The sequence below is a fragment of the Geminicoccus sp. genome, assembly GCF_035556675.1.
GTDB lineage: Bacteria > Pseudomonadota > Alphaproteobacteria > Geminicoccales > Geminicoccaceae > Geminicoccus.
Genome location: NZ_DATMFZ010000391.1, coordinates 1 through 24005 on the forward strand (window position 1 = coordinate 1; position 24005 = coordinate 24005).

Sequence of the window (24005 nt, forward strand, 5' to 3'; positions counted from 1 at the left end):
AAACTATCTATCGCTCGTAGTCGAACAAGCGGATCCTCGAAAGCATATGCGGCATTGGAGGCAATGACCAAGATTGATGTTGAGCAGACAACATCGAGCAATAAGTTGCGCCTCATCAGTTCCACCTCATAGTGTGAGCTCCAGCTCAAACGTGGTTGATCAGTGTCGCCATAGTTGCTAAGCAAACAATTAATTGCTATTTTGAGATAGTCACAGCAGTCATTCACGACTGCTCCACCAAATTATCTTTTGGGATAATAATTTCATTTTACTCATTGCGCTTTAGTTTTCAATGACGAACGATTCATGCTTAGCTTCTAATCGGCAGCCGGACCGAATGAGGAAAGAAGAGAAAATTAATAGCAAAAATAATCAAGTAGTTGCTAAGTAAGCAGAAAGAAAGAATTAAATACTTCGGTGAGATTGCTCATCCGTCATCATTTTTCAATTCTGGAAACTTCCCCCCAAAAGAAGCCCGCGTCATTCGTATATGAACCTGTGTTACAGCAGACGCCTTCGCCCATGTCATCAACGTTTCGCTTGCGCCAGCAGAGTTCAGAGATGTCCAGCGTAACATCTTGATTGACACTACCGTCATAGCTCCAGGTGTGCCGCTGGCTCCCGGCTAGTGCGTCGGCGATTCGTGATGAGCAGCCAGTTGTTGCAAGAATGCAGGCGCACTTAAAGGTTGCTGTTCCCGATCGGTGGAATGTGGTCGGGTTGGGATCAGCCAGTGCTGATCCAGCAAGCATAGCAAGAACTATCGCTAGTGGTGTACGCATAGGTTTCTGGCCTTCTGTTGAGTACCGTGTCTTACAGGAAGTGGCGTTGGCGATCAATAGATCGGCGAAATGGCGGTCAGACCTTGCTCTTTGGCTCCAGATCACCCGTCAGAACGCAGTATCGGGCGCGCGGGCTTCTCTTCAGGCAGTATCCTGCTGCGGAAGGTCCGACACCTGCGTCCCCTATCCTGCCCAGGCTACCGAGCCCGGAAGAACGTTGTTGCCGACGAAAGTTGAGATGCAGGATGCACGGCCTGAACCTGTCAGTCACATACTGGCGCGACGCGCCGGTGGCGGAGAACGGGAATGCTGGGGATCTGGGCACGGCTGACGGCATGGCTGCAACCGGCATCGGGCGATCACGTGGCGGACAACCGGGAGACACCGTCCAGTCCGTTACCCTGCCCGGTATTCCGCCGCTGGAGGCTGATCCTCGATCCCCACCCGCAGCAGCCGAAGGTTCTCGAGATCTTCATGCAGGGTGACCGGCAGGTGGTCTGCTTCCGGATGACCCCAGGCGAAGGCGAGTGGACCAAGTTCTACATGTTCTTCGTCGGCCCGCCCGGGTCGGACTGCCCGGACCTAATCATCTCGGCCGGCTCCTACCGCTACACCAACCAGCACCGCACTCCGGAGACGCGCCGCTACCACCTGGACCTCTACGACGCGGACCAGCACGTCACCATCTGGATCAAGGACTACCTGCCCGCCTACGACACACTTCGCCAGGAAGCGGTGAAGCTGCTGGAAGGCATGCCGGCGGATCTCGGGCCATCCTGAACGGAAGGGCGGAGACGATGGTTGCGGCGACCGTGCGCGGGCACCTCGCCTCCCCGCCATGCTTCCCCCTTATGCCTCATCCGCTGAACCCGAGCCGCCTGACCGCCCTACCGGCACTCCCAGCAGCAGGAGCAGTGTCAGGACGATGAGGGCGCAGGCGCGTCTGGCTGCACCAATCCGGCGCGAACTCGCTGGACAATTCCGGGTATTTCTGCATCATCCGCCGGGATGACAAGTAAAACACCTGCTACATGCCAAGCCACGTAGCCTTTGCAAGATCAACGGAGGATTTCCCTTGAAAATCACCAAGCGTCAGGCAGTCATCGGTGCTGCATCGACTGTGCTGGCTACTTCGCTCCTCGGGCGGCCCGGCCTGGCTGCCGACAAGCCGATCATCGCCTTCGTCGTCAACGTCCCGGCGGACTTCTGGGTGATCGCGCGGCGCGGGCTGGAAAAGGCCGCGGCCGAGCTGCCGAACTATGACGTGCGGATGTTCGTGCCGGGCGAGATGTCCGCCGCGGCCCAGAAGCAGATCCTCCAGGACCTGCTCGCCCTGAACGTCGCCGGCGTGACGATCAGCCCGGTGAACCCCGACAACTCCACCGACATCCTCAACCAGGTCGCCGAGAAGGCCGCCCTGTTCACGGTCGACGGCGACGCGCCCAACTCCAACCGGATCATGTATATCGGCACCGACAATGTCGATGCCGGCCGCGAGCATGGCAAGCTGATCCTCAAGGCCCTGCCCGACGGCGGCCGGATCATGCTGTTCGTCGGCACCATGGAGGCGGCCAACGCGCAGGAGCGGGTGCAGGGCATCAAGGAGGTGCTGGAGGGCAGCAAGGTCGAGATCGTCGACATCCGCACCGACAGCGGCGACCAGGCCAAGGCCCGCGCCAACGTCGAGGACACGCTGACCAAGTACGGCAGCGACATCCAGCTGCTCTCGGGCCTGTGGGCCTACAACACCCCGCAGATCTACAATGCGGTCAAGGGGGCAGGCAGGGAAGGCACGATCAAGATCGTCGGCTTCGACGAGGACCAGCTGACCCTGCGCGGCATCTCGGAAGGCGTCATCGAGGCGACGGTCGTGCAGCAGCCCTATGAGTTCGGCTACCAGTCGGTCAAGGCGCTCGCCCGCTACATCGAGGGCGACCGGTCGATGGTCCCGGCCAACAAGATGCAGATCGTCCCGACCAAGATCATCGACCAGTCGAACGTGGAGGAGTTCGCCAGCTCGGTCCGCGAGATGCTGCGGCAGTAACACCCTTCCCCGGCCAGCCGCCGCTCAGCACGGCGGCTGGCATCCCGGCATAATCCCCCCTGGAAGGGAACCCACGGCTTCGCCTGGCAGACCCGCCCGCTGGCACCCGGCGCGCACCAGGTCCGGGTACCGTGGCGCAGCGACCCGGGCTCCCCGTGCTGCGTCGACGCCCGCTCGATCACCATCCTGTACCGGCGACCTAGGATCGAGGCTGACGAGGCGACCGGAGTCGCCGGTCCCCACCACCCGTTGGCTCAGATCATGCTCACCTTGCCCGTGGCGATGTCGTAGACCGCCCCCACCACCTTGACCTTCCCGGACGCCACCAGCTCCGCCACCACCGGCGTCGCCGCCTGCAGCCGCGCGACATTGGCGCGGACATTTTCCGTCGTCGCCGCATCGAGCAGGTTCGCGGGCTTTGCATCGATCGCCTTCTGCACCCCCGGCTCGAGCGCCTTGGCCAGTCCCGGCAAGTGACCCGGCAGTTCCGCTCCCTGCTGGATCACCTTGATCGTGGCATCGACCGCTCCGCAGCCCGAATGGCCCAGCACCATGAGCAGCGGGACGCCCAGCACGGCGGAGCCGTATTCCAGGCTGGCGAGCAGGTCGTCATTGACGAAGTTGCCGGCGACCCGAACCACGAACAGGTCGCCCGGCCCCTGGTCGAACACGATCTCGGGCGGGATGCGCGAATCGGCACAAGCCAGGATGCTGGCGAACGGGTGCTGCGCCGACACCCGGGCCTCGCGTCCGGCGGCGTAGTCTTTCGGCATCGGGGCATTGGCGGCATAGCGGGCGTTGCCGTCCATGAGCCGCTGCAGGGCTTCGTCCGGGGAGATGGCATTGGGTGCCGGCTCATCCCCGGCCGCCAGGACCGGCCTGCCCCAGGCTCCGGCCATGCCGGCGGCAGCGACGGCCATACCCAAGATCGAACGGCGTGACGCCGCAGTATACCAACTGCTCATGGACCGGTCCCTGATCTTCACGAAGCTGCTTCCCGACATCTTCGTCCGGAAACTACATAATATCAATGTTATTCTGGCCGAGGCAAATATTTCATGCAGCCCCATGTCCCATCTCGGCTCCTCATCCGCCCTGTTACGATCTGGCGGGGGCAAGGCTTCAGGACCGGCCCTATCGGGCATGCCGGCTATCGATGGGACAGGACGCTCCACGATGGAGATGACCCTCGACTCACCTCTGTTCCTCTTGGGCCAGCGTCTTGGTGGGATCCCCCAGGAACTTGCGCATCCAAGGACTAACCTGCCCGCCTACGACGAGCTTCGGCAGGAGGTGGTGGAGTTGCTGGAAGCCATGTAGCCACGGCCGTGGACCGGCCCAGGGAAATCAGGCTCAGCCCCTGCGTTGAAGTACCTCACGGTAGAGGAAGCCGAGCTGCCTCCCCGGATCGAGACCTGCCCCCTCGCTCCGTTCTGCGGCGTCCACACTGGCCATTCTTCTGGTAGAGTCCCGGGCAACGCGATCAGGCCCAGAATTCCGGGACCGGCATCCCGCCGCCATTCCGCGGGCCGCATGCCGCAGCATGGAAGCGGCGTGCAGCAGGAGGTCAAGATGACCACGGAGATCAAGGCACGAGCCTCGCTGCGCCAGCGTGCCCTGCACGAGTTCCGGGAATTCCTGTTCCTGTCCGCCTATCTCTATGTCACGCTCGGCGCGGTGATCCTGATGCAGACTGCAACGCTGCACGCCCAGGGTATGGACATCACCCCCTGGGGCAGTGCGGTCGTCAAGGCACTGGTGCTGGCGAAGTTCATGCTCGCCGGCCGCGCCATCGGCATCGGCGAGCGCGCCATGCACGGCCCGCTGATCTGGCCGACCCTCCACAAGACCTTCGCCTTCCTGGTGCTGCTGATCGTGCTGACCCTCGTCGAGGAAGCCGTCGTCGGGCTGTTCCACGGCCGGTCGATCGCGGCGTCGCTGGGCGAGCTCGCCGGCCCCCGCCTGCTGGAGACGATCGCCGGGATCGTCATCATGCTGCTGGTGCTGTTCCCCTATTTCGCCCTGCGCGTCCTGAACGAGGCGCTCGGCGACGGCACGCTTGCGCGAATGTTCCTTGGCACCCGCGCCCCGGCCTCCGCGCCCGAACGCTAGGCTGGAGCCCATGGCAACGGGAAGTGCGCAGCCGTTCAGCCGCTGAACCCGACCTGCCAGACGATCAGCGGCACCGCCAGCAGCAGGAGCAGCGACAGGATGACGAGGCCGCCGTCCCGGGTCAGCAGGCCGGCGGCGAACAGGGCGATCACGGCCGAGGCGATCGAGCCCGAGGTCGGGATCACCTCCATGAACGGCATGAACAGCGTCAGCGCCAGGATCAGCAGCAGGGGCAGGAGGATCCAGGGGCGATGCACCAGGAAGGTGAGCCGCGCCTTCAGGAACCTTTCGACAAAGCCCAGCGGCTTGCGCAGCCAGCCGATCCCCTTGCAGAGCTTGGCACTGGACATGCGGCGGCGGGTGATGAAGCCCGGCAGCCAGACGGTTTTCCGCCCGAAGACCATCTGCACGGCCAGGATGAACACGATCCCCGCCACGACTGCGGTGATGCCGGGAATGGCGCTGGCCGGCGACACGGCGACCAGGGAGAAGATCAGCATTAGCGTCGCGAACGACCGGTCGCCGAGCTTCTCGACCACGTCCCGGACGGTGATGTGCTCCCCCTGGACTGCCTGCTCCAGCTGGTCGAGCGCGTCACTGAGGGCGTGGGTGGATTGTTCGGCCATGCTTCACCTGGATGGCCCTCCTAACACGCTCCTCCGCAGGCCAGTTCCGCCTCATGGCGGATCAGCGTCGCGGAAATACCGGGGCAGGTCTCGCGCTCCTGCGTCTTCCTGAGTGGAAAGCCCCCAGCTTTCAACCGGCCGGACCATGCCATGCCACGTCCGACGACCGCCCCGCTCCATTCTCGTCAGGTCACCCTCTCGGCGGGATCCCCAGGAACTTGCGCATCCAGCGCACGACCTCCGCCTCGTTGTTGATATAGACATAGTGCGGAGCGCCCGGCAGCGTGTGCGTGTTGGCCTCGTTGCCCCGGGCGAACTTCCTGACCGTCCGCCGGAACCAGGCGGCGATCTCGGGCCAGGCCTTGTCGAACTGGGCCTGCTCCGCCCGGCTCAGGTACCAGTACCAGGACTGCCGGTCGCGCAGCGTGAAAGGCGCGAAGATCCCGAGCCGCGGGGCCCGGATCCTCGCCCAGTTGGTCGGCGGGTTGGCCGATCCGGCGACGCCCGCCAGCAGCCGCTCGGCGACCCGCTGCGGCGAGGTGGAATCCACGATGGCGCCGTCGGCATCGAACCTGACGTTCAGGCAGACCGACGGGTCGGGCTCGCGCAGCGCCAGGTAGCGCGCCGAGGCGGCCTGATAGTCCTGCAAGGATTTCAGGACCGCCTCGGTGAAGAGCGACTCCGCACCGGGCGGCTCGCGGCGCGAAGGCAGGAAGCGCTCCGACAGGTCGGCTGCGTCCAGATAGACCAGCTTGTCGACGCGCGCTGCGTACCGCTGTCCCAATTCGCTCAGTTCCGAGCCGGCCAGGGAATGCCCGACGAAGACGGCCTTGCGGATGCCCAGGGCATCCAGCACCGCGATGTCGTCCGCCGCCCGGGTGGGCACGTCGTAGCCGTGGCGCGGCTGGCTGGACGGCAGGAAGCCGCGCCGGGTGATGCCGATGACACGGAAATGGTCGGTGAACTGGTAGGCGAAGTGATCATACACGTGCGCGTTGTCGCCGAGCCCGGTGAGCAGCACCATCGCCCGGCCCGAGCCGCCCCAGTCCACCACTTCCAGTTCGACGCCGGGCGCCACCTTCACCATGCGGGTCTCGTGCGGCGTGTGATCGGCACACGCGGCCGGCTGGTGGTCCATGGGCTCCGCAACCGCCGGCGTTGCGAACGGCAGCAGTGCGGTTGCGGCCAGTGCCGACCGCCGCAACGTCTGGTTCATCTTCACCAGGCTGCTCCAATGACTGGGTCCCGGTGGGCCATGAGACCAACTGGGTGGGGGCCTTGGGACCGACACCCCCTGCCCTTCGCGCGTGCCGGCCTAGCTGCCCGATTGCGGCCTGATCGCCGGGATCGAGCGCAGGTAGACGTAGATCGCCACCAGGTCGCGCTCGTTCATGTTGCCATAGACCGGCCAGGGCATGACCTGGAGGATGCCGCGCTTGTTCGGCGAATGGCCGGTGCGCATCACCCGGCGGAACTCGCGGAAGGTCAGCCCCGCCGGGCGGCTGTTCTTGTAGGGCGTGATGTTCCTCGAGGTGACCGGCCCGAACGGGACTCCGCCGGCCAGATAGCCCGCCGTGTTGATCTTGGTCTTCTGCCCCTGGAACGGGTCGCCGCCCTCGGCATAGGGCGGGTTGGTGTGGCAGTCGTTGCAGCCGCCCTGGGCATTGACGATGTAGCTGCCGAGCCCGACCAGGGCGCGGTTGCGGTTGCCGATGGTCAGCTTGACCGGTGCGATCTTGTAGCCTTGCCGGATGCGGGCGCTGTCGTCGACGGCCCCGGCCGTCCCCGGGACGGCCAGCGTCCCGAGTGCCACGGCACCAGCCATCGCGACCTTCCGCCAGTCCAGGATTGTTCGCTGCATCGCCATCGTTCCCCTCCGACTGACCAAGAACCGGCAGCCGGCCCGCCCAGTCCCCGCAACCCGCCGGTCAGGTGACGCCAGAACTCGGCCTCGCCCTTGCCCGGACGATGTTGGGTCCAGGGGGCAGGAATGAGGCAAGCGGAACGGCGCCCGACTTGCAGGTCGAGGATCATCGGATGGACTGGATTGCCATAATCGACCGTGCACTCCAGCAAGCGCTACGTCAATGGCGAGCATCATTCCAAGGAACGATATTGCAGAACCGACCCCATTCCAGGCGGTTTCTCCAATCGACAAGCATCACGACTGTTGTCAGTCGCCGAATCTACTTCCGGAAATCCAATGTCATCTTGGACGCAGCCAGTCCATGGTGTTCACCCCAATTCCGATGTGAGTCCGGCCCTGCCAATGCTAGGATGGCTGGTCGCAAATCCCGTGTCCGGCGGCTGCATCGGCGAGTGCCGTGTTTACCAAACGAACCCGAGAGAACGGCCTTGGAATTTTTACATAATTGCATTGTTATTATGAGATATTTGACATTGTTTCGAGCGATAACCACATGCCGGCCGTCTCCCGCCCCCGAGGTTGTTCGCCATGCGGTACTCCGCCCTGCCCTCCGCCGCTGCCCTGCTCCTGGCCTCCACCGCGCTCGCGGGCGCTGCCGAGCCGCTGGTCGACCCGGCTTGGCTGGCAGCGCATCTGGACGATCCGGAACTGGTGGTGCTCGACATTCGTGATGTGGAGGAAGGCTCCTCGGCGGAACTGTTCGCCAAGGGCCACATCCCGGGCGCCATCCATTCCGACTACGCCAAGGCCGGCTGGCGCACCAAGGCCGGCGAGGTGATCGGCATGCTGCCGCCGGCGGACCAGGTCGAGGCCCTGATCGGCGGGCTCGGGATCGGCAACGACAGCCATGTCGTGATCGTCCCGCACGGCCAGACCTCCAGCGATTTCGGCGCCGCCACCCGCGTGTTCTGGACCTTCGACGTGATGGGCCACGACCAGGTGTCGATCCTGGCAGGTGGCCAGGCCGGCTGGGTGGCTGCAGGCCAGCCGGTGGAAACCGGTCCCGGCCGCACGCCCGAGCCTGCGGCCTTCACCGCCAGGTTCCGCCCGGAACTGGTCGCCAGCGCCGCGGACGTGCGGGCAGCACAGGAGGCAGGCGTCCCGCTGGTCGATGCCCGTCCGAAGGACCAGTACACCGGCCAGGCGACGCCCTCCAATGTCGGCGTCGCCGGCACCATCCCCGGTGCGGTGAGCCTGCCGCACGACGTGCTGGTGCCGGACGGCGCGCATCCGCTCGGCCGGACCGAGCTGGACACCCTGCTGGCGAAGCTGAACGTCCAGGGTCAGGGCGAGCAGATCGCCTTTTGCAATACCGGCCACTGGGCCTCGGTCGGCTGGTTCGTCCTGAACAAGCTCGGCCAGAACCCGGACGTACGCATGTATGACGGCTCCATGTACGAGTGGGCCAAGGTCGAGGGCGCGCCCACCGAGGTCGGCGCCAACCGGACGGTGAACTGATGGCCAGCCTCGCTCACGCCCAGCCGGCACCGGTCGCGGCTGGTCCGGCCATGCGGCCCCTCGACCGGACGGTGGCCATCCTGGCCCTGCTGCTTCTGGCCGCGGCCGCCCTTTATGCCGGCAATGTCGTTTCGCTGAAGAATGGCGCCCTGGTCCTGGTCGGCAGCCTGCTGGGTGTCGCCCTCTACCATGCGGCGTTCGGCTTCACCGGCGGCTGGCGCGCCTTCGTCACCGAGCGCCGCAGCGCCTCGCTGCGCGCCCAGTTCCTGCTGCTGGCGCTGGCCACCGTGCTCATGGTGCCGGTGATCGCCTGGGGCGAGGTGCTGGGCCGCCCGGTCAACGGCTTCACCACGCCGATCGGCATCCCCCTGGTGGCCGGCGCCTTCCTGTTCGGGCTCGGCATGCAGCTGGGCGGCGGTTGCGGCTCCGGCACCCTGTTCACCGTGGGCGGCGGCAGTGCCCGGATGCTGGTGACGCTCCTGGCCTTCATCGCCGGCTCCATGCTGGGCGTGGCCCACGCACCCGCCTGGAACAGCCTGCCGAACCTCGGCAGCTTCTCGCTCTGGCAGCAGTTCGGCGTCCTGCCGACCCTCGTCCTGAGCCTGGCAGCGCTGGGAGGGCTCGCGTACCTGGCCGCGCGTGCCGAGCAGCGCCGCACCGGCAAGCTGGCGCCGCTCGGCTGGAGCGGCGGTGCGACACCCCGCCTGCTGACGGGGCCCTGGCCGCTGCTCTGGGGTGCGGTGGCGCTGGCCCTGCTCTCGCTCCTGACCCTGCTGGTGGCCGGCCATCCCTGGGGCATTACCGGCGCCTTCGCGCTCTGGGGTGCCAAGGGGCTGGCGGCCCTGGGCGTCGACGTCGCCGCCTGGGACAGCTGGTCCGGCGCCGGTGCGCGCGCCCAGCTCGAGGGCAGCCTGTTCGCCCACCCGATCTCGGCCATGGATATCGGCCTGATCCTGGGCGCCATGATCGCGGCGTCCCTGGCCGGCCGGTTCGGCCCCAAGGTCGACCTGCGTCTGGGCTCGCTGGCCGCCGCCGTGCTGGGCGGCCTCCTGATGGGCTATGGCGCGAGGATGTCCTCGGGCTGCAACATCGGGGCATTGCTGGGCGGCATCGCGTCCGGCAGCCTGCACGGCTGGATCTGGTTCGCCATGGCCTTCCTGGGCTCGCTCGTCGGCATCCGCCTGCGCCCGCTGTTCCGCCTGAACGGCTGAAGGAGCGCAGCGGCATGTCGGCGGTTGAAGGTCGAGGGCGCTGGCCGCAGTGCCCGGCTTTCGGAGAAACCGAGATGCACGCACGTCGACGGTGGAGTCTGTTCCTGCTGGGTGCCGGCCTCATCGTGCTGGCCGGCTGCGACGATCGAGGCCGTCGCGGCGGCTGGTTCGACGGTGAGGCGGCCAATCCAGACGCCGCTGCGCGCCAGTCCTGCACCGATGCCGGCTACCAGCCAGGATCGGTGCCGTACATGCAGTGCATGGGCCGAGGTGGGCCCGAGCGGGAATAGGTCAGCGACGCGTCGCAACGTAGACCGAGGGAGTTGGAACAGGATGAAGGCGATCAGGCTCGAGGCACCCGGCGGGCTCGACCGGCTGGATCAAGTGGACCTGCCGGATCCAGGCGATCCGGGTCCCGGTGAGATCCGGGTACGCCTGCACGGCAGTTCTCTCAACTTTCACGACTATCTGGTGGTCACCGGCAAGATCCCGACCGATCCCGACCGTATCCCGATGTCGGACGGCGCCGGCGTGGTCGAGGCGGTGGGCGACGGCGTGGCGGAGTTCGAGGCGGGCGACCATGTGGTGTCCGGGTTCTTCCCGTACTGGCTGGAAGGACCCGCACGGGTCGCCGACTTCAAGACCACGCCCGGCGACGGCGTCGACGGCTATGCGCGCCAGGCGGTGGTCCGCCCGGCCAGTTGGTTCACCCACGCTCCCAAGGGCTGGAGCCATGCCGAGGCCGCGACCATCACCACGGCCGGCCTCACCGCCTGGCGCGCGCTGGTGGTGGATGGCGGGCTGAAGGCCGGCGACCGTGTCCTGGTGCTGGGCACGGGCGGGGTCTCGATCTTCGCGCTGCAGATCGCCAAGGCCATGGGGGCCACGGTGATCGCCACCTCCTCGTCCGACGCGAAGCTGGAGCGGGTGCGCGAGCTGGGTGCCGATCACGTCATCAACTACCGGCAGCAGCCGGAATGGGGCCGGCTGGTCCAGGAGCTGACCGCCGGCCAGGGCGTGGACCATGTGGTCGAGGTAGGCGGGCCCGGCACCCTGCCCCAGTCGATCACCGCGGTCCGGATCGGCGGGCACATCTCGCTGATCGGCGTGCTGACCGGCCGGGCCGGCGAGGTGCCGACCAGCCTCTTGATGGCCAAGCAGGCGCGCCTGCAGGGCCTGATCGTCGGCAGCCGCCGCCACCAGATCGAGTTCGTGCAGGCCCTGGACGCGACCGGGATCCGCCCGGTGATCGACCGCAGCTTCCCGCTGGAAGGCATCGCCGATGCCTTCCGCCACGAGGAATCCGGCAGCCACTTCGGCAAGATCTGCCTGGAGTTCTGACCGGTCTCACCGGTCGGCCGTGGTGAACGGCAGCATGCGCTGCATCACCTGGTCCTTGCGGACGAAGCCGTGCCAGAGGGCACCGGCGACATGGAGGACGACCAGGACCACCACGGTCCAGCCCAGGATCACATGTGCCCCGTTCAGCCAGCTGCCGGCCCCGCCGAACGGCGAGATCATCAGCAGGCCGAGCAGGGGCTGAAGGATCAGCGCGACGTAGAAGGCCACGTGGTTGGCCCGCGCCGCGATCCGCACCGCCGGCGGCACGTCGTCGGGCAGCGGCCGCCACGGGCTCTTTTGCCGCCATGCCAGCCGCATCACCATCAGGATGAGGATCGCGATGCCGGAGAACATGTGGATGCGGAACAGGACGTAGCGCGCCATGCTCTCGTCGCCGTATTGCGGCCAGGTGAGCGCGGTGATCAGCTGCGTCACCACCAGTGCTGCCACGAGCCAGTGCAACAGCTTGGAGATGCGGTCATAGGTGACGGGCATCCGACCTCTCCCATGGTCACTCTGGGACAGATCTGAAAAGATCCAGGGGCCGGAGGGATCCGGCGTATTCTTGCGAAACGCCGGGCAGCGGAGCGTGACGAGACGGGCTGCGGCGTTTCTAGCGGCTGTCCAGGGGCCAGCCCGGGCGACGCATCTGGAACCGCGCGCTGGGCGTGATCTCGAAATAATCGGCCGCCCCGCCGCCGCGCACGATGGGCCGTGCCGCTGCCGTGTCGTAGATCCCGTCCTTCAGCAGCGTCTTGCGGATGCGGACCGCCACCACCTCGCCGAAGATCATCCAGGTGGATACCTTCTGACCGTCCGCGCCCTCTAGCTGCAGGATCTGGGTGCGCCGGCACTCGAACGACACCGGGCTCTCGGCGACGTGCGGGACCTCGATCACGCTGGACGGTGCCGGCGTGAGCCCGGCCACCTGGAACTCGTCGATCTCGCGCGGTGCCGGAGTGCTGGTGAGGTTCATGTGCTCGGCCAACTCCCGGGTCGCCAGGTTCCAGCAGAACTCCCCGGTATCCTGGATGTTCTGCAGGCTGTCCTTGTACCCGGTGCTGGCGAAGCCCACGATCGGTGGCTTGTAGTTGAAGGCATTGAAGAAGCTGTAGGGGGCGAGGTTCAACCGGCCCTGGCGGTCCTGCGACGAGATCCAGCCGATCGGCCGGGGTGCCACCATCGCGTTGAACGGGTCGTGCGGCAGCCCGTGCCCGTGCCTGGGCTCATAATAGTGGAAGTCGTCGTGCAAGGCGCTGGCTCCTCTGATCGCCGGTACGGGGCGGAACACCATCCATGCATTCGTGCGATGTGGCGCACCGGTATGGCCGGGTGCGTCACATCGGACTAGCTTCTCCTTCCTGTTTCACGCCCGACATGAAGTTGCCCTCTTGCCATCCTCCGCGACCACCAAGCCGGCGCTGGCCGGCCGCCGGACCGAGTTCATCGTCATCCTGGGCGCGCTCACGGCCTTCGGGCCGCTCGCCATCGACATGTACCTGCCGGCCTTCCCGACCCTGGCGCAGACGTTCCGCACCGATATCGGCCATGTGCAGACGACGCTCGCCGCCTTCTTCCTGGCCTTCGCGCTGGGCCAGGCCGTGTGGGGACCGCTTGCGGACAGCTACGGGCGCAGGCGGCCGCTGGTTATCGGCCTGATCCTGTTCGCCGCCGCCTCCTTCGCCTGCACGATGGCACCCTCGATCGCGGCACTGGCGGTCCTGCGCTTCGTGCAGGGTCTGGCCGCCTGCGCCTCGGTGGTGATCGCACGCGCCGTGGTGCGCGACCTTTTCCCGGCTTCTGAGGCCATCCCGGTGTTCGCGGCCCTCATGCTGGTGACCGGGCTGGCGCCGATCCTGGCGCCTCTGCTCGGTGGCCAGCTCCTGGTGACGCTCGGCTGGCCGTCGGTGTTCTGGTTCCTGGCCCTGTTCGCGTCCGGCTGCCTCGTCGCCGTGCTCGTGCGGCTCCCGGAAAGCCTGCCGCCCGCGATGCGGCGCTCGATCGCCCTGGGCTCGGTGCTGGCGACCTATGCGGGCCTGCTGGTCGACCGGCGCTTCCTGATGCCCGCCCTGGCCGGTAGCTGCGCGATCGCGGGCATGTTCGCCTATATCGCCGGCGCCCCGTTCGTGCTGATCGAGCTCTACGGCATCCCGGAGCGCCATTTCGGCTGGGTGTTCGGCGCCAATGCGATCGGCTTCGTGATCGTGGCCCAGGTCAATGCGCGGATCGCGCGCAAGGTAGATCCCAGCCGCATGATCCGTGCGGCCGGAATCATCCAGGTCCTGGCCTGCCTCGTCCTGCTGGCGGTGGCCTGGAGCGGGCTGCACAGCCTGGCTCTGACCCTCATCCCCCTGTTCCTGGCGATCGCGAGCCTGGGCCTGCTGATGCCCAATACCACCGCGATCGCGATGGCGTCCTTCCCCGACCGGGCCGGTGCTGCCTCCGCCCTGCTCGGCACCGTGCAGTTCTCGCTGGCCGCTGCCGCCTCCAGCCTGGTGGGCATGCTGCACGACGGCACTGCCCGGCCGATGGCGACCGCGATCACGATCGGAGCGGTGATCGGGCTGGTATTCGGCCGCAGGGTCGACGCCAGCGTGCTGCAGCGCCGGTGAGGCGGACACGGCTTGCCGCTGCCGCCCGGGGTGCCTACCTGGAACTACTTCTGCCCCACTGGAATGGATAGGCTGCGGCATGATCGATCTCTACTACTGGCCCACGCCGAATGGCCACAAGATCACCATGTTCCTCGAGGAGGTCGGTCTTCCCTACCAGATCAAGCCGGTCAACATCGGTAAGGGCGAGCAGTTCGAGCCAGATTTCCTGAAGATCGCCCCGAACAACCGGATGCCGGCGATCGTCGACCATGAGCCGCCGGGCGGCGGCGAGCCGATCAGCGTGTTCGAGAGCGGCGCCATCCTGGTCTATCTCGCCGACAAGACCGGCAAGTTCCTGCCGACTGACCGGCGCCGCTACGACGTCCTCCAGTGGCTGTTCTGGCAGATGGGTGGCCTCGGGCCGATGGCCGGCCAGAACCACCATTTCGGCCGCTATGCACCAGAGAAGATCCCGTACGCCATCGACCGCTACGTCAAGGAGACCGGTCGGCTCTACGGCGTGCTCGACCGGCGGCTGGCCGACCGGGAATACATCGCCGGGGAATATTCCATCGCCGACATGGCGTCCTATCCCTGGATCGTCCCTTACGAGAACCAGGGCCAGAATCTGGACGACTTCCCGCACCTGCAGCGCTGGTTCAACAAGATCAAGGCGCGGCCGGCCACCGAGCGCGCCTATGAGCACGCAGCCAGGGTGAACCCGGAGGTCGGCAAGCCGATGGGCGAGGAGGAGAAGAAGATCCTGTTCGGCCAGACCCACAAGCGGTGATGGACAGGGCGGTGGCGGGCGGGTCGCCACCTGTCACCGTCGCCCTGCCGGACGGCGTCGTCCATCTGCGGCACCATCTGGATGAGACCGCGCAGCAGGATCTGGTGAACCGGATCCTGCATGCGATCGGCGAAGAGTTCTGGTTCCAGCCGACCACGCCCCGCTGGAACCGGCCGTTCAGCGTGCGCATGAGCAATCTCGGCACGCTCGGCTGGGTCTCGGACCGGCGGGGCTACCGCTACCAGCCGGTCCATCCGGAGAGCGGGCTGCCCTGGCCGGCCATGCCTGCGGCACTGCAGGAGCTGTGGCGGGAGGTGGCCGGCCATCCGGCACTTCCCGAGGCCTGCCTCGTCAATCTCTACCGTGGCACGGCCCGGATGGGCCTGCACCAGGACCGGGACGAGCACGACCTGTCCGCCCCGGTCGTGTCGGTGTCGCTGGGCGATACGGCGATGTTCCGCCTGGGCGGTACGGAACGGAATGCTCCGACCCGGTCGTTCCCGCTCGCCAGCGGCGACGTCCTGGTGCTGGGCGGGCCGGCGCGGCTGGCCTTTCACGGCATCGACCGGATCCTGCCCGGCAGCTCCACCCTCATACCCGGGGGTGGCAGGATCAATCTGACCCTGCGTCGGGTCGGCCAGCCACTCGCGAAGGTGGCATCGACGGGTTCCTGAACCGGTAACGGCCCGCTAGGGATGCCGGAGCGTCCCCACTTCCCCGGCCGGAGAAGCCAACTTGTCCGCAATGCCGCGTCTCTGGCTGGCCGTGATGGCTACCCTGCTGGGCCTCCTGATGGCGGGTCCTGCACCCGCCCAGGACGGGCCGCTCAGCCCGCCCGACACGAGCAGCCCGCAGGCGACGCTCCAGAGCTTCCTGCACAATTTCCATGAGGCGACGCGGCGCTGGTACCATGGCGAGACGACCAACCTGGCCGAGGCGCCGCTCGGGCGGGCACTCTCGACCCTCGATCTCAGCGGCGTGCCCGAGGCGAACCGGGCCGAGCGCGGCACCGAACTGGCCTTCCAGCTCCAGGGGATCCTCCAGCGCATCAAGCTGCCGCCCGCAGACCAGGTGCCGGACGCGGGCGCCGTCGCGCAGAGCGGTATCACCAGCTGGCGCATCCCGGACACCGAGCTGATCATCACCAAGCACACGGGCGGCCCCCTGGCCGACCGCTTCCTGTTCAGCAAGGAGACGGTCACCAGCCTGCCGACATTCTTCGCCCGGGTGCACGACCTGCCGGTCCTGCCTGGCGAGCTGGCGATTCCCGGCGCCCTCGAGGCGTTCCGGCTGGGTCCGGGACCCGGAATGCCGGCCGTGCTGGCCGACTGGATCAAGCGGCTGCCTCCCGCCGCCTACGTGGTGATCCTGGGCGAGCCCGTGTGGAAGTGGCTGGCGCTGCTGGTGATCCTGATGGTGGGACTGCCGGCCGTGGCACTGCTCAGCTGGCTGGGTCTGCGTCTGGACCGGCGGCTCGGAGAAGCGCCGCCCCTCCTGCAGCTGGGTCAGCCGCTCGCTGCGCTCGCGACGCTGCTTCTCACCCTATGGCTGAACTATCTGACGGGCCAGCCGCTGCGCCTGACCGGGCAGGCGCTGATCGGCGCCACCATGACCACCGAGTTCGCATTCTTCGCCGCCGCGGCCTGGCTGGTCTACGTGGCGACCAACCGTGCCGGTGCGGCGATCATCCACGCCCAGCACCGTCGGCCGCGCAGCATCGACGCGCAGCTCATCCGTCTGTCGTTCCGCCTGCTCGGCATCTTCGGCATCCTCTACATCGCCGTGCATGCCGCCGATAAGCTGGGCATCCCGGTCGGCCCGCTCCTGGCCGGCATCGGCGTCACCGGTCTGGCGATCGCGCTGGCCGTGCGCCCGACCATGGAGAACGTGATCGCCGGCTTCATGCTGTTCGCCGACCGGCCGGTGCGGATCGGCGAGTTCTGCCAGTTCGGCGACAAGATGGGCACGGTGGAGGAGATCGGCCTGCGCTCGACCCGGATCCGCGGACTGGACCGGACGGTGATCACCGTGCCGAACGCCGACTTCTCGCAGATGCAGATCGTGAACTTCACCCGGCGCGACCAGATGCTGTTCAATCCGACCATCGCGCTCAGCTACGACACCACCACCGATCAGCTGCGCTACATCCTGGCCCGCATCCGCGAGATGCTGATCCGCCACCCCCGCGTCCTCAACGACCCCGCACGCATCCGCTTCGCCGGCTACAGCGCCGCTGCCCTCAACCTGGAGATCTTCGCCTTCGTCGGCTCCACCGACTATGCCGAGTTCCTGGGCATCCGCGAGGACCTGCACCTCCGGATCAAGGAGATCGTCGAGACCTCTGGCGCGCGGTTCGCCCTGCCGATCCAGCGCGTGCACTGGTCGCGGGACGAGGAGCCGGACGAAACGCTGATCCGGGAGATCCACGCGGAGGTCGAGAACTGGCGCAAGGACATGCGCCTGCCCTTCCCCGACTTCGCCGAGCACGAGCGCCATGCGCTGGCCGACACGCTGCCCTTCCCGCCGGAAGGCTCCGCTGCCTACCGGCGGCAGGACGCCGGCTGACCCGCCACCGTGCCTGGGTCAGTTCGGCCGCCAGTCGATCGGCACATGGCCCGGCTCCGACCTCACCAGCTCCAGCCAGGCCCTTATCCACGGATAGGGCTCCAGGTCGAAGCCGCCTTCGGGGGCGACATGGGTGTAGGCATAGAGGGCGATGTCGGCCAGGCCATAGCGCTCGCCCACGAAGTAGCGCCTGCCCGTCAGGTGCTGCTCCATGATCGCCAGTGCGGCGTGGCCCCGGTCGAGCAGGCGGGGCAGGTCGGCCTGGCGCGGATCGTCCGGCGCCATCCGCAGGAAGCGGGCCACGGCGATATGGGGCTCGTGGCTGTACTGCTCGAAGAACAGCCATTGCAGGGTCTGGGCGCGCTCCAGCCGCTCGGCCGGCCAGATCACGCTGTCGACCGCGAGATAGCACAGGATCGCCCCGCTCTCGCTGAGCACCGTGCCGTCCTGGAGCTGCAGGACCGGGATCTTGCCGACCGGGCTGAGCGCCAGGAACTCCGGGCGGCGCGTCGCACCCGCGACCACGTCGTGCTCCACCAGCCGGAACGGGATGCCCAGCTGGTGCAGGAGCAGGCGCACCTTGTAGCCGTTGCCGGACGGCAGGTAGTCGTGAAGGATCAGCATCGCCAAGCTCCACCGGCGGCCAGCGCCGCGCCCTCGCCTCAGCCGGGCACGATGTCCACCCAGCTGGCCGTCTCGGCCGCGCGGAACACCGCGTCGATCACCCGCATATTGCGGAAGCTGTCCTCCAGCGGCACCGGCTGCTCGTGGCCGTCCAGGATCGCCTTGGCCAGCGCGTCCATCATGATCCCGTACTGGTCGCAGGTCGGGATCTCGATCACCTCCCTTGCATCCTGGCGCAGCTCGCCATGGTCCAGGTACAGGCGGCAGGGCCGATCGTTCGGCGCGTTGAACGGGATCTCGACCTCGACCCGCCCGGTCTCGCCGACGAACGACATGGTCTGCCGGGGCGCCATCTGGGTCCCGTAGGTGAAGGCGCTGGTGAAGTCGCCGAAGTCCAGGATCACCGAGCCGCGCCGGTCGATGCCGGTCGTGGGATCGCGCTCGATCACCGCACTCACCCGGACAGGCTCCCGCCCGCTCACGAAGCGCGAGGTGGTGATCGGGTAGCAGCCGATGTCGAGCAGGCCGCCGCCGCCCCATTCCCGGACGTTGCGGACATTGGCCGGATCGGTGTTGTGGTAGGAGAAGTGCCCGGTGATCGCGAGCAGCTTGCCGATCTCGCCGCGCTCCACGATGGCACGCGCCTTGTGCCACTGCGGATGGGTACGGACCATGAAGGCTTCCTGGATGACCTTGCCGGTCCGGTCGCGCACTTCCTGCAGGCGCCGTGCATCCGCTTCGTCCAGGCCCAGCGGCTTCTCGCACAGCACGTGCTTGCCTGCCTCGGCGGCCTTGATCGTCCACGGAACGTGCTCGTGGTTGGGCAGCGGGTTGTAGATGAGGTCGATCTCGGGGTCGGCCAGCAGTTCCTCGTAGGAGCCATAGGCGCGGGGGAGGTCCAGCTCCCTGGCTGCCGCCTCCGCCTTGGCCAGAGTGCGCGAAGCCAGAGCCACGGGCTCCGCGTAGTGGCATTCGCGCATCGGCGGGATGACCTTGGTCGTTGCGATCTTGGCCGCCCCCAGGATCCCCACTCTCAGCTTCGCCATGATGCTCCGCCTCCCCTTTACCGCTGCGTTGAGCCCGGTTTGCCGGGCGGCGGGGCATGGATCAAGCCTGGTTCACTTCCGGTCGAGGAAGTCACCGACCTCCAGCAGGATCAGCTCGCTGGCATCGGCCCGGTCGACGAACCGTCCGGCCGAGAACGGCAGGTTGTTGTCGTTGCCGACCACGATCCGGCCGGGCCCCGCCACGTCGACATTCTCGATCGTGAAGAACGGGAAGTCGAACCTGCCGTCCGCCCCGCCCTGGCGGGCCAGTCCCTTGGGATCGGCGATGTCCATCAGGTCGAGATGCGCGATCTTGCGCACCGGCCGGCCGGTTCGCCCAGCTCGATCAGGTAGACGCGCTTGAACGCGGCCGGGCTGGCGATGCAGCGTTCGGTGACCTCGCCCTGGCAGGCATCGGCCGGCGAGCCTTCCAGATTGTCCCGCTCGATCACCTGGCCGCGCATGGCGTCGATCATGTTGAAGTCGCCGATCGCGTGGCCATCCGCCTCCAGCAGATGAAACCAGGAACGGCCGGTCCACGTGCCCTGGGAGGTATCGAACTCCAGGATGCGCAGCGCATCCTTACCTTCCACCTTCACCGGCTGTCCCTCCCCGTCCAGCAGCGGCCCCTCCAGCAACGGATCGAGGAAGGCAGCGTCCGGCGACTGCGCCATGCCTTCGAAGCCCTTGGGCTTCCAGACCTCGAACGCGGCGGGTGCGGGCGAAGGCACCATGGTCATGGCGGGCAGGACGGCATGACCGGCCAGCTCGGCTGATTGCATGGGCGTCTGCCGGCGACGAGAGCCCGACTCCAACCAGGACAAGGCCTTGCGCATCGAGATCTCCAAAGGCAGCTGCAATGGTGCCGCTGCGGTTGGAGACGGACGCTGACGATCGGATGATCGGCAGGCCGGTTCAGGTGTGAACCGGATCCAGCTCGGGCAGCAGGACCACGCTTTCCTGCTCGTTCGGATCGGTCCGGGCGATCAGGGCCACGCAGGGCTCGCTCTGGCTGCTGTTGTAGGGCTGATGCGGCATGTCCGCCGGAATGTAGAGGAAGTCGCCGGCGTTGGCCTCCAGATGCTCGGTCAGCCCCTCGCCGTACCACATGCCCGACCTGCCGCTCAGCACGTAGAGCGCCGTCTCGTGCGCGGCGTGCTTGTGGGCCTTGGCCTTGGCACCGGGCGGGATGGTGACGAGCTGCAGGTGAATGCCGCGCGCCCCCACTGATTCCGCCGAGATCGCAGGCGTGTAGGACAATGCCTGCTTACCGGTGAAAGTCTCTCCCGCCCGCACCACCCGGCAAGTCGGAGCACCCGTGGTCGTCCGGTCCGTCATCGCCTCATCCTCCTGAGCTCATGCGCCAGCACGTCAGGCTTCCCGCAGCCACAACTCACCGATCGCATGATCCGGCCGCTTGCGCATCACCAGTTCGGCCCGGTTGCGAGTGGGCAGGATGTTGCTCTGCAGGTTGGCGAGGTTGACCCGCCGCCAGATGTCGCGCGCCACCTCGATCGCCTCGGCCTCGCTCAGGTCGCGGAAGTGATGGAAATAGGAGGTCGGCCGCTGGAACACGGTGCGCTGCAATGCCTGGAAGCGGGCGATGTACCAGCGCTCGATGTCCGCCTCATCGGCATCCAGGTAGATCGAGAAGTCGAAGAAGTCGGAAGCCACCACCGAGCCGCCGCGGCTGGATCCGCCCGAGGAGAGCTGCAGGACGTTCAGCCCCTCGAAGATCAGGATGTCCGGCCGGCTCACCGTCTGGAAGCGGCCGGGCACGATGTCGTAGGCCTCGTGCGAGTAGACCGGTGCCCGCACCTCGGCTTGGTTCGCCCGCACGTTCGCCAAAAAGGCGATCATCTGCGGCAGGTCGTAGCTTTCCGGAAAGCCCTTGCGGTTCATCAGGCCCCGCTCCTCCAGCACCCGGGTCGGATGGAGGAAGCCGTCCGTCGTGACTAGCTCGACGGTCGGGTGGTCCGGCCATTTGGCGAGCAATGCCCGCAGGACGCGGGCGAACGTGCTCTTGCCCACCGCGACGCTGCCGGCCACCGCGATGATGTAGGGCCGGCGGATCGGCAGCCGGCCCAGGAAATCGTCGGTGACACGGGTGAGCCCGCGCGCCGCACGGACATGCAGGTTGAGCAGGCGGGTGAGCGGGAGGAAGATCTCCTCGACCTCCTCGCGCGTGACGTAGTCGGTAACGCCGCGCAGGGCCGTCAGGTCCGCCTCGCTCAGCATCAGCGGCACGTTGGCGCGCAGCCCGGCCCAGTCCCGCCTGGAGAAGGTGGCGTGGCTGCGCGGCGCGCGCTCCCCGCCGATGCAGGGCAGCTCATCGGAAGCCAACCAGGCCGCTCCTCGCTTCGACGGTCGTGCCAAGGCCGGCGCAAAGGTCCGGCCGGCCCCGGCGGAATAGGCGCTCTGTGCCGCGACGTCGAGGGGCCGGACTGTAGATGCCTCGCTCAGAACAGGCTGAGCTGCCCGTCCGGTGCCGGCGGACGGAACAGGTCGGTGCGCAGCGGGGTCCGGCGGTGCTGGAGGCCGTGGCGCTGCCGGGCCAGCCGGAACCGGTCGCCGATCAGGCGGGCGAGCGGTCCCTCGCCCCGCATCCGGCTGCCGAACTGCGGGTCGTTCAGCCGGCCGCCCCGGGCCTGGCGGATCAGCGACAGGACCCGGGCCGCCCGGTCCGGGCAGTGAGTCTCGAGCCAGGCCTGGAACAGCTCCTTCACCTCATGGGGCAGCCGCACCATCGTCCAGAACAGCAGGTCCGCGCCGGCTGCCGCCGCGGCCTCGGCAATCCTCTCGATCTCCTGGTCGTTCAACCCCGGGATCACCGGCGCCATGTTCACCCCGGCAGGCACGCCGGCCTCCGCCAGACGGCGTACGGCGGCGAGGCGGACGGACACCGTCGGACAGCGCGGCTCCAGCCGCCGGGCCAGCTCCCCGTCGAGCGTGGTCACCGAGATTTGCACCCGGACCAGGCCATGGGCGGCCAGCGCCTGAAGCAGGTCGAGGTCGCGGACCACGCCCGCCGACTTGGTGACGATGCCTACCGGATGGCGCGCCTCCAGCAGCACTTCCAGGATCGAACGGGTGATCCCCAGGCGCCGCTCGACCGGCTGGTAGGGGTCGGTGGCGGCACCCAGGGCGATCGGCCGGGCGACATAGCCAGGGCGCGCCAGTTCCCGGCGCAGCAGGGCAGCGGCATCCTCCTTGGCGAAGATCCGCGTCTCGAAGTCCAGGCCCGATGAGAGGCCCAGAAAGGCATGGTAGGGCCTGGCATAGCAGTAGATGCAGCCATGCTCGCAGCCCCGGTAAGGGTTGATCGAGGCGTCGAAACCGATATCGGGCGACTGGTTGTATGCGATCAGGGAAGCCGTCCGGTCCGGCCGGACCTCCGTGCGCGGCCCGGCCTCCGCCAGCAGCTCCGCCAGGGTGCCCCAGCCGTCATCCGCCAGCGCAACGGCGTGCCGCTCGAAGCGGCCCGGCGGGTTGAGCGTGGCGCCACGGCCTTTGTGCATCTGCTGCATGCTCAGAACATAACAAGAACATCTACAACCGACAACCGCCGCTACCCGAGGAGAGCGTCAGGCGAACGGCTCAGCGGCCTCCACGCCCAGACTGCGCAGGGCGGCCAGCCGGGCAAATCTCAGCTGCAGGACCCGGCGTCGCGCTGCCGCCAGGGTGAACGGCTGCAGGGGCCGGATCTCTGCCGCGTCATAGGCATCCGCGACCAGCACGCCCGGCTCCGGCGGCAGCAGTTCCAGCGGGAAGTCCGCGGCGACCGCGAAGCCGAACCGGTCGCAGAAATCGGCATAGAACCGCCACTTGCGATCGGTCAGGTAGTCGGCCGCGCAGGACTTGACCTCGATGATGGTGATCCGGCCGTCCGGCCCCAGCGCCATGATGTCGGCCCGCCGCCCGTTCGGGAGCGGCACTTCCAGGATCGGCGCCATGCCTGCCTGGACCAGATGGCGGACCACGCCGCGTGCCACCGCCCGGGTCACCTCAGGCCGGCCTGCAGGCGTCTCCGGATATGGCTGAACCTCTTCGTTCTGGGTGGAACAGGCTTCGGCGGCTGGGGGCGGCAACGATTTGTCAACTCCGATAGGCGATGCTCGTGCCTAGAGCCGATCCCTGGCCCAGGCAAGGGCGGCACCCCATCCCCGCCCGGAGCGCCTGTCTTGCCCTCGCTGCCACCTGTCGCCCCATTGCCACAGCATTCCGGCAACCATGCCACGCTATTCCTACTGTGTGACGGCGGTCACAGCCAAACCCAGGCGATCTTTGGCATCAGTTCCGGCATGACGGCTTTCCGGCCAAAAATGCCGCCCGTCCTGGAGTATGGGAATGATCCCGTTGCCCGGCCGCATCTGCCTGCTGGTGCTAGCCATCGCCCTGACCTTCGGCCTGCTGCTGGACCGACCGCGCCCGCTCGCGGTGCAGCCGCCCAGCCACCTGCCGGCGGTGATGGACCACCTCCCCCAGCGTCTCTGAGAAGCGCCGACCGCAGCGCTGCGGCCCGGCCGAACCGGTAGCCCCTGCCCGTCAGTTCGCTCGTCGCGGTGCCGGTCATGTTCCGGCGATGAGCGGGAGCAGCGCCGGGACGATGAGCGGGCCGGACGGGATCGAGTGGCGCGAGCACGGCGTGCGGGTGCTGCCGGGCAGCAGCCTGGATCCAGACACCTCGCACACGCCGGTCATGAACCGCGCCGGCTCGAACCGCTTCGCACGGATGAGGGCGCAAAAGCCACGGACAGTGATGATCCCACCCATGGGAAAGCCGGCACGCACCATCACGGCAAACTGGTGAGCGTGATCTGCATGCCGCGCGGTCGGGTACGGATGCGCTTGGGCGAGCAGCCGGAGTGCAATGCAGAGGCCAAGC

28 protein-coding genes are annotated in these 24005 nt (G+C 67.3%); 13 read left to right on the forward strand and 15 right to left on the reverse strand.

Features of this window, described 5'->3' with window-relative positions; genetic code table 11:
• The first annotated feature begins 1088 nt into the window (after positions 1–1088).
• Together VNS22_RS28045 and VNS22_RS28050 are read left to right on the forward strand one after the other, a co-directional pair.
• Positions 1089–1562 (forward strand): hypothetical protein, encoded by a 474-nt coding sequence (locus VNS22_RS28045; protein WP_325738469.1) that lies wholly within the window; start codon positions 1089–1091, stop codon positions 1560–1562.
• A 295-nt stretch (positions 1563–1857) separates the two neighbouring features.
• A complete protein-coding gene (locus tag VNS22_RS28050) occupies positions 1858–2826 on the forward strand; it encodes a sugar-binding protein (RefSeq protein WP_325738471.1) in 969 nt (322 codons plus the stop codon).
• Positions 2827–3080: 254 nt separating this feature from the next.
• On the opposite strand, the gene VNS22_RS28055 is transcribed toward VNS22_RS28050, so the two are convergent.
• Positions 3081–3746, reverse strand: a complete 666-nt coding sequence (locus tag VNS22_RS28055; RefSeq protein WP_325738473.1) for a carbonic anhydrase — start codon at positions 3744–3746, stop codon at positions 3081–3083.
• Between the two features lie 43 nt (positions 3747–3789).
• Here VNS22_RS28055 and VNS22_RS28060 point away from each other — a divergent pair, with 43 nt between their 5' ends.
• Positions 3790–4146 carry a hypothetical protein gene (locus VNS22_RS28060; protein WP_325738475.1) on the forward strand — a complete coding sequence of 119 codons (357 nt, stop codon included), beginning with the start codon at positions 3790–3792 and terminating at the stop codon, positions 4144–4146.
• Between the two features lie 252 nt (positions 4147–4398).
• Positions 4399–4938, forward strand: a complete 540-nt coding sequence (locus VNS22_RS28065) for a hypothetical protein (protein WP_325738477.1) — start codon at positions 4399–4401, stop codon at positions 4936–4938.
• 35 nt (positions 4939–4973) lie between these two features.
• Here the strand turns inward: VNS22_RS28065 and VNS22_RS28070 are convergent, their stop codons facing one another.
• The 3 genes from VNS22_RS28070 to VNS22_RS28080 form a co-directional block, all read right to left on the reverse strand.
• Complete coding sequence (locus tag VNS22_RS28070; protein ID WP_325738479.1) at positions 4974–5564, reverse strand: exopolysaccharide biosynthesis protein; 591 nt, start codon at positions 5562–5564, stop codon at positions 4974–4976.
• Between the two features lie 190 nt (positions 5565–5754).
• A complete protein-coding gene (locus tag VNS22_RS28075; protein WP_325738481.1) occupies positions 5755–6780 on the reverse strand; it encodes an alpha/beta hydrolase in 1026 nt (341 codons plus the stop codon).
• A gap of 99 nt (positions 6781–6879) precedes the next feature.
• Positions 6880–7425: a hypothetical protein gene (locus tag VNS22_RS28080; RefSeq protein ID WP_325738483.1), complete on the reverse strand. Its 546-nt coding sequence runs from the start codon at positions 7423–7425 to the stop codon at positions 6880–6882.
• A 594-nt stretch (positions 7426–8019) separates the two neighbouring features.
• Here VNS22_RS28080 and VNS22_RS28085 point away from each other — a divergent pair.
• From VNS22_RS28085 to VNS22_RS28100, 4 genes are all read left to right on the forward strand, one after another.
• Entirely contained in the window at positions 8020–8949 is a 930-nt protein-coding gene (locus tag VNS22_RS28085; RefSeq protein ID WP_325738485.1) for a sulfurtransferase, read from the forward strand.
• The gene (locus VNS22_RS28090; protein WP_325738487.1) at positions 8949–10160 is read left to right on the forward strand and encodes a YeeE/YedE family protein; all 1212 of its coding nucleotides are present in this window, start codon (positions 8949–8951) and stop codon (positions 10158–10160) included. Before VNS22_RS28085 ends, VNS22_RS28090 begins: the two co-directional genes overlap by 1 nt.
• Before the next feature lie 74 nt (positions 10161–10234).
• Positions 10235–10450 carry a hypothetical protein gene (locus tag VNS22_RS28095; RefSeq protein WP_325738489.1) on the forward strand — a complete coding sequence of 72 codons (216 nt, stop codon included), beginning with the start codon at positions 10235–10237 and terminating at the stop codon, positions 10448–10450.
• A gap of 43 nt (positions 10451–10493) precedes the next feature.
• On the forward strand, positions 10494–11501 hold the full coding sequence (locus tag VNS22_RS28100; protein WP_325738491.1) for an NAD(P)-dependent alcohol dehydrogenase: 1008 nt from the start codon (positions 10494–10496) through the stop codon (positions 11499–11501).
• A gap of 6 nt (positions 11502–11507) precedes the next feature.
• Here VNS22_RS28100 and VNS22_RS28105 read toward each other — a convergent pair whose 3' ends face one another.
• Together VNS22_RS28105 and VNS22_RS28110 are read right to left on the reverse strand one after the other, a co-directional pair.
• Positions 11508–11996: a cytochrome b gene (locus VNS22_RS28105; RefSeq protein WP_325738493.1), complete on the reverse strand. Its 489-nt coding sequence runs from the start codon at positions 11994–11996 to the stop codon at positions 11508–11510.
• 118 nt (positions 11997–12114) lie between these two features.
• A complete protein-coding gene (locus VNS22_RS28110; protein ID WP_325738495.1) occupies positions 12115–12753 on the reverse strand; it encodes a flavin reductase family protein in 639 nt (212 codons plus the stop codon).
• Between the two features lie 139 nt (positions 12754–12892).
• Here VNS22_RS28110 and VNS22_RS28115 point away from each other — a divergent pair, with 139 nt between their 5' ends.
• From VNS22_RS28115 to VNS22_RS28130, 4 genes are all read left to right on the forward strand, one after another.
• Positions 12893–14113 (forward strand): Bcr/CflA family multidrug efflux MFS transporter, encoded by a 1221-nt coding sequence (locus tag VNS22_RS28115; protein ID WP_325738497.1) that lies wholly within the window; start codon positions 12893–12895, stop codon positions 14111–14113.
• 79 nt (positions 14114–14192) lie between these two features.
• Positions 14193–14885, forward strand: coding sequence for a glutathione binding-like protein (locus VNS22_RS28120; RefSeq protein WP_325738498.1), 693 nt, complete (start codon positions 14193–14195; stop codon positions 14883–14885).
• 11 nt (positions 14886–14896) lie between these two features.
• On the forward strand, positions 14897–15559 hold the full coding sequence (locus tag VNS22_RS28125) for an alpha-ketoglutarate-dependent dioxygenase AlkB (protein ID WP_325738500.1): 663 nt from the start codon (positions 14897–14899) through the stop codon (positions 15557–15559).
• A gap of 70 nt (positions 15560–15629) precedes the next feature.
• A complete protein-coding gene (locus tag VNS22_RS28130) occupies positions 15630–17450 on the forward strand; it encodes a mechanosensitive ion channel family protein (protein ID WP_325738521.1) in 1821 nt (606 codons plus the stop codon).
• A gap of 18 nt (positions 17451–17468) precedes the next feature.
• On the opposite strand, the gene VNS22_RS28135 is transcribed toward VNS22_RS28130, so the two are convergent.
• The 8 genes from VNS22_RS28135 to VNS22_RS28170 all read right to left on the reverse strand — a co-directional run bounded on the left by VNS22_RS28135 (position 17469) and on the right by VNS22_RS28170 (position 23208).
• Positions 17469–18074, reverse strand: a complete 606-nt coding sequence (locus VNS22_RS28135; protein WP_325738502.1) for a glutathione S-transferase family protein — start codon at positions 18072–18074, stop codon at positions 17469–17471.
• A gap of 38 nt (positions 18075–18112) precedes the next feature.
• Positions 18113–19120 carry a Gfo/Idh/MocA family oxidoreductase gene (locus VNS22_RS28140; RefSeq protein ID WP_325738504.1) on the reverse strand — a complete coding sequence of 336 codons (1008 nt, stop codon included), beginning with the start codon at positions 19118–19120 and terminating at the stop codon, positions 18113–18115.
• 72 nt (positions 19121–19192) lie between these two features.
• The gene (locus VNS22_RS28145) at positions 19193–19441 is read right to left on the reverse strand and encodes a hypothetical protein (protein WP_325738506.1); all 249 of its coding nucleotides are present in this window, start codon (positions 19439–19441) and stop codon (positions 19193–19195) included.
• Positions 19414–19902 carry an esterase-like activity of phytase family protein gene (locus VNS22_RS28150; RefSeq protein WP_325738508.1) on the reverse strand — a complete coding sequence of 163 codons (489 nt, stop codon included), beginning with the start codon at positions 19900–19902 and terminating at the stop codon, positions 19414–19416. Before VNS22_RS28150 ends, VNS22_RS28145 begins: the two co-directional genes overlap by 28 nt.
• Positions 19903–20035: 133 nt before the next feature.
• Positions 20036–20458 carry a cupin domain-containing protein gene (locus VNS22_RS28155; protein ID WP_325738510.1) on the reverse strand — a complete coding sequence of 141 codons (423 nt, stop codon included), beginning with the start codon at positions 20456–20458 and terminating at the stop codon, positions 20036–20038.
• Between the two features lie 33 nt (positions 20459–20491).
• On the reverse strand, positions 20492–21463 hold the full coding sequence (gene coaA / locus VNS22_RS28160) for a type I pantothenate kinase (RefSeq protein WP_325738512.1): 972 nt from the start codon (positions 21461–21463) through the stop codon (positions 20492–20494).
• Between the two features lie 116 nt (positions 21464–21579).
• The gene (locus VNS22_RS28165) at positions 21580–22638 is read right to left on the reverse strand and encodes a PA0069 family radical SAM protein (RefSeq protein ID WP_325738513.1); all 1059 of its coding nucleotides are present in this window, start codon (positions 22636–22638) and stop codon (positions 21580–21582) included.
• A 66-nt stretch (positions 22639–22704) separates the two neighbouring features.
• Positions 22705–23208, reverse strand: coding sequence for an MmcB family DNA repair protein (locus VNS22_RS28170; protein ID WP_325738515.1), 504 nt, complete (start codon positions 23206–23208; stop codon positions 22705–22707).
• A gap of 259 nt (positions 23209–23467) precedes the next feature.
• Between VNS22_RS28170 and VNS22_RS28175 the strand changes: the two genes are divergently transcribed.
• Positions 23468–23614, forward strand: coding sequence for a hypothetical protein (locus VNS22_RS28175; protein WP_325738517.1), 147 nt, complete (start codon positions 23468–23470; stop codon positions 23612–23614).
• Between the two features lie 75 nt (positions 23615–23689).
• Here VNS22_RS28175 and VNS22_RS28180 read toward each other — a convergent pair.
• Positions 23690–24005 (reverse strand): hypothetical protein (locus VNS22_RS28180; RefSeq protein WP_325738519.1); only part of this gene is annotated, 316 nt, incomplete at its 5' end.

Coding starts and splice junctions, on each gene's coding strand:
- VNS22_RS28045 (WP_325738469.1), top strand. CDS start 1,089: ATGCTGGGGATCTGGGCACGGCTGACGGCATGGCTGCAACCGGCATCG.
- VNS22_RS28055 (WP_325738473.1), bottom strand. CDS start 3,746: ATGGCCGTCGCTGCCGCCGGCATGGCCGGAGCCTGGGGCAGGCCGGTC.
- VNS22_RS28060 (WP_325738475.1), top strand. CDS start 3,790: ATGGACCGGTCCCTGATCTTCACGAAGCTGCTTCCCGACATCTTCGTC.
- VNS22_RS28065 (WP_325738477.1), top strand. CDS start 4,399: ATGACCACGGAGATCAAGGCACGAGCCTCGCTGCGCCAGCGTGCCCTG.
- VNS22_RS28070 (WP_325738479.1), bottom strand. CDS start 5,564: ATGGCCGAACAATCCACCCACGCCCTCAGTGACGCGCTCGACCAGCTG.
- VNS22_RS28075 (WP_325738481.1), bottom strand. CDS start 6,780: ATGAACCAGACGTTGCGGCGGTCGGCACTGGCCGCAACCGCACTGCTG.
- VNS22_RS28080 (WP_325738483.1), bottom strand. CDS start 7,425: ATGCAGCGAACAATCCTGGACTGGCGGAAGGTCGCGATGGCTGGTGCC.
- VNS22_RS28085 (WP_325738485.1), top strand. CDS start 8,020: ATGCGGTACTCCGCCCTGCCCTCCGCCGCTGCCCTGCTCCTGGCCTCC.
- VNS22_RS28090 (WP_325738487.1), top strand. CDS start 8,949: ATGGCCAGCCTCGCTCACGCCCAGCCGGCACCGGTCGCGGCTGGTCCG.
- VNS22_RS28095 (WP_325738489.1), top strand. CDS start 10,235: ATGCACGCACGTCGACGGTGGAGTCTGTTCCTGCTGGGTGCCGGCCTC.
- VNS22_RS28100 (WP_325738491.1), top strand. CDS start 10,494: ATGAAGGCGATCAGGCTCGAGGCACCCGGCGGGCTCGACCGGCTGGAT.
- VNS22_RS28105 (WP_325738493.1), bottom strand. CDS start 11,996: ATGCCCGTCACCTATGACCGCATCTCCAAGCTGTTGCACTGGCTCGTG.
- VNS22_RS28120 (WP_325738498.1), top strand. CDS start 14,193: ATGATCGATCTCTACTACTGGCCCACGCCGAATGGCCACAAGATCACC.
- VNS22_RS28130 (WP_325738521.1), top strand. CDS start 15,630: ATGCCGCGTCTCTGGCTGGCCGTGATGGCTACCCTGCTGGGCCTCCTG.
- VNS22_RS28135 (WP_325738502.1), bottom strand. CDS start 18,074: ATGCTGATCCTTCACGACTACCTGCCGTCCGGCAACGGCTACAAGGTG.
- VNS22_RS28140 (WP_325738504.1), bottom strand. CDS start 19,120: ATGGCGAAGCTGAGAGTGGGGATCCTGGGGGCGGCCAAGATCGCAACG.
- VNS22_RS28150 (WP_325738508.1), bottom strand. CDS start 19,902: ATGCAATCAGCCGAGCTGGCCGGTCATGCCGTCCTGCCCGCCATGACC.
- VNS22_RS28155 (WP_325738510.1), bottom strand. CDS start 20,458: ATGACGGACCGGACGACCACGGGTGCTCCGACTTGCCGGGTGGTGCGG.
- VNS22_RS28165 (WP_325738513.1), bottom strand. CDS start 22,638: ATGCACAAAGGCCGTGGCGCCACGCTCAACCCGCCGGGCCGCTTCGAG.
- VNS22_RS28175 (WP_325738517.1), top strand. CDS start 23,468: ATGATCCCGTTGCCCGGCCGCATCTGCCTGCTGGTGCTAGCCATCGCC.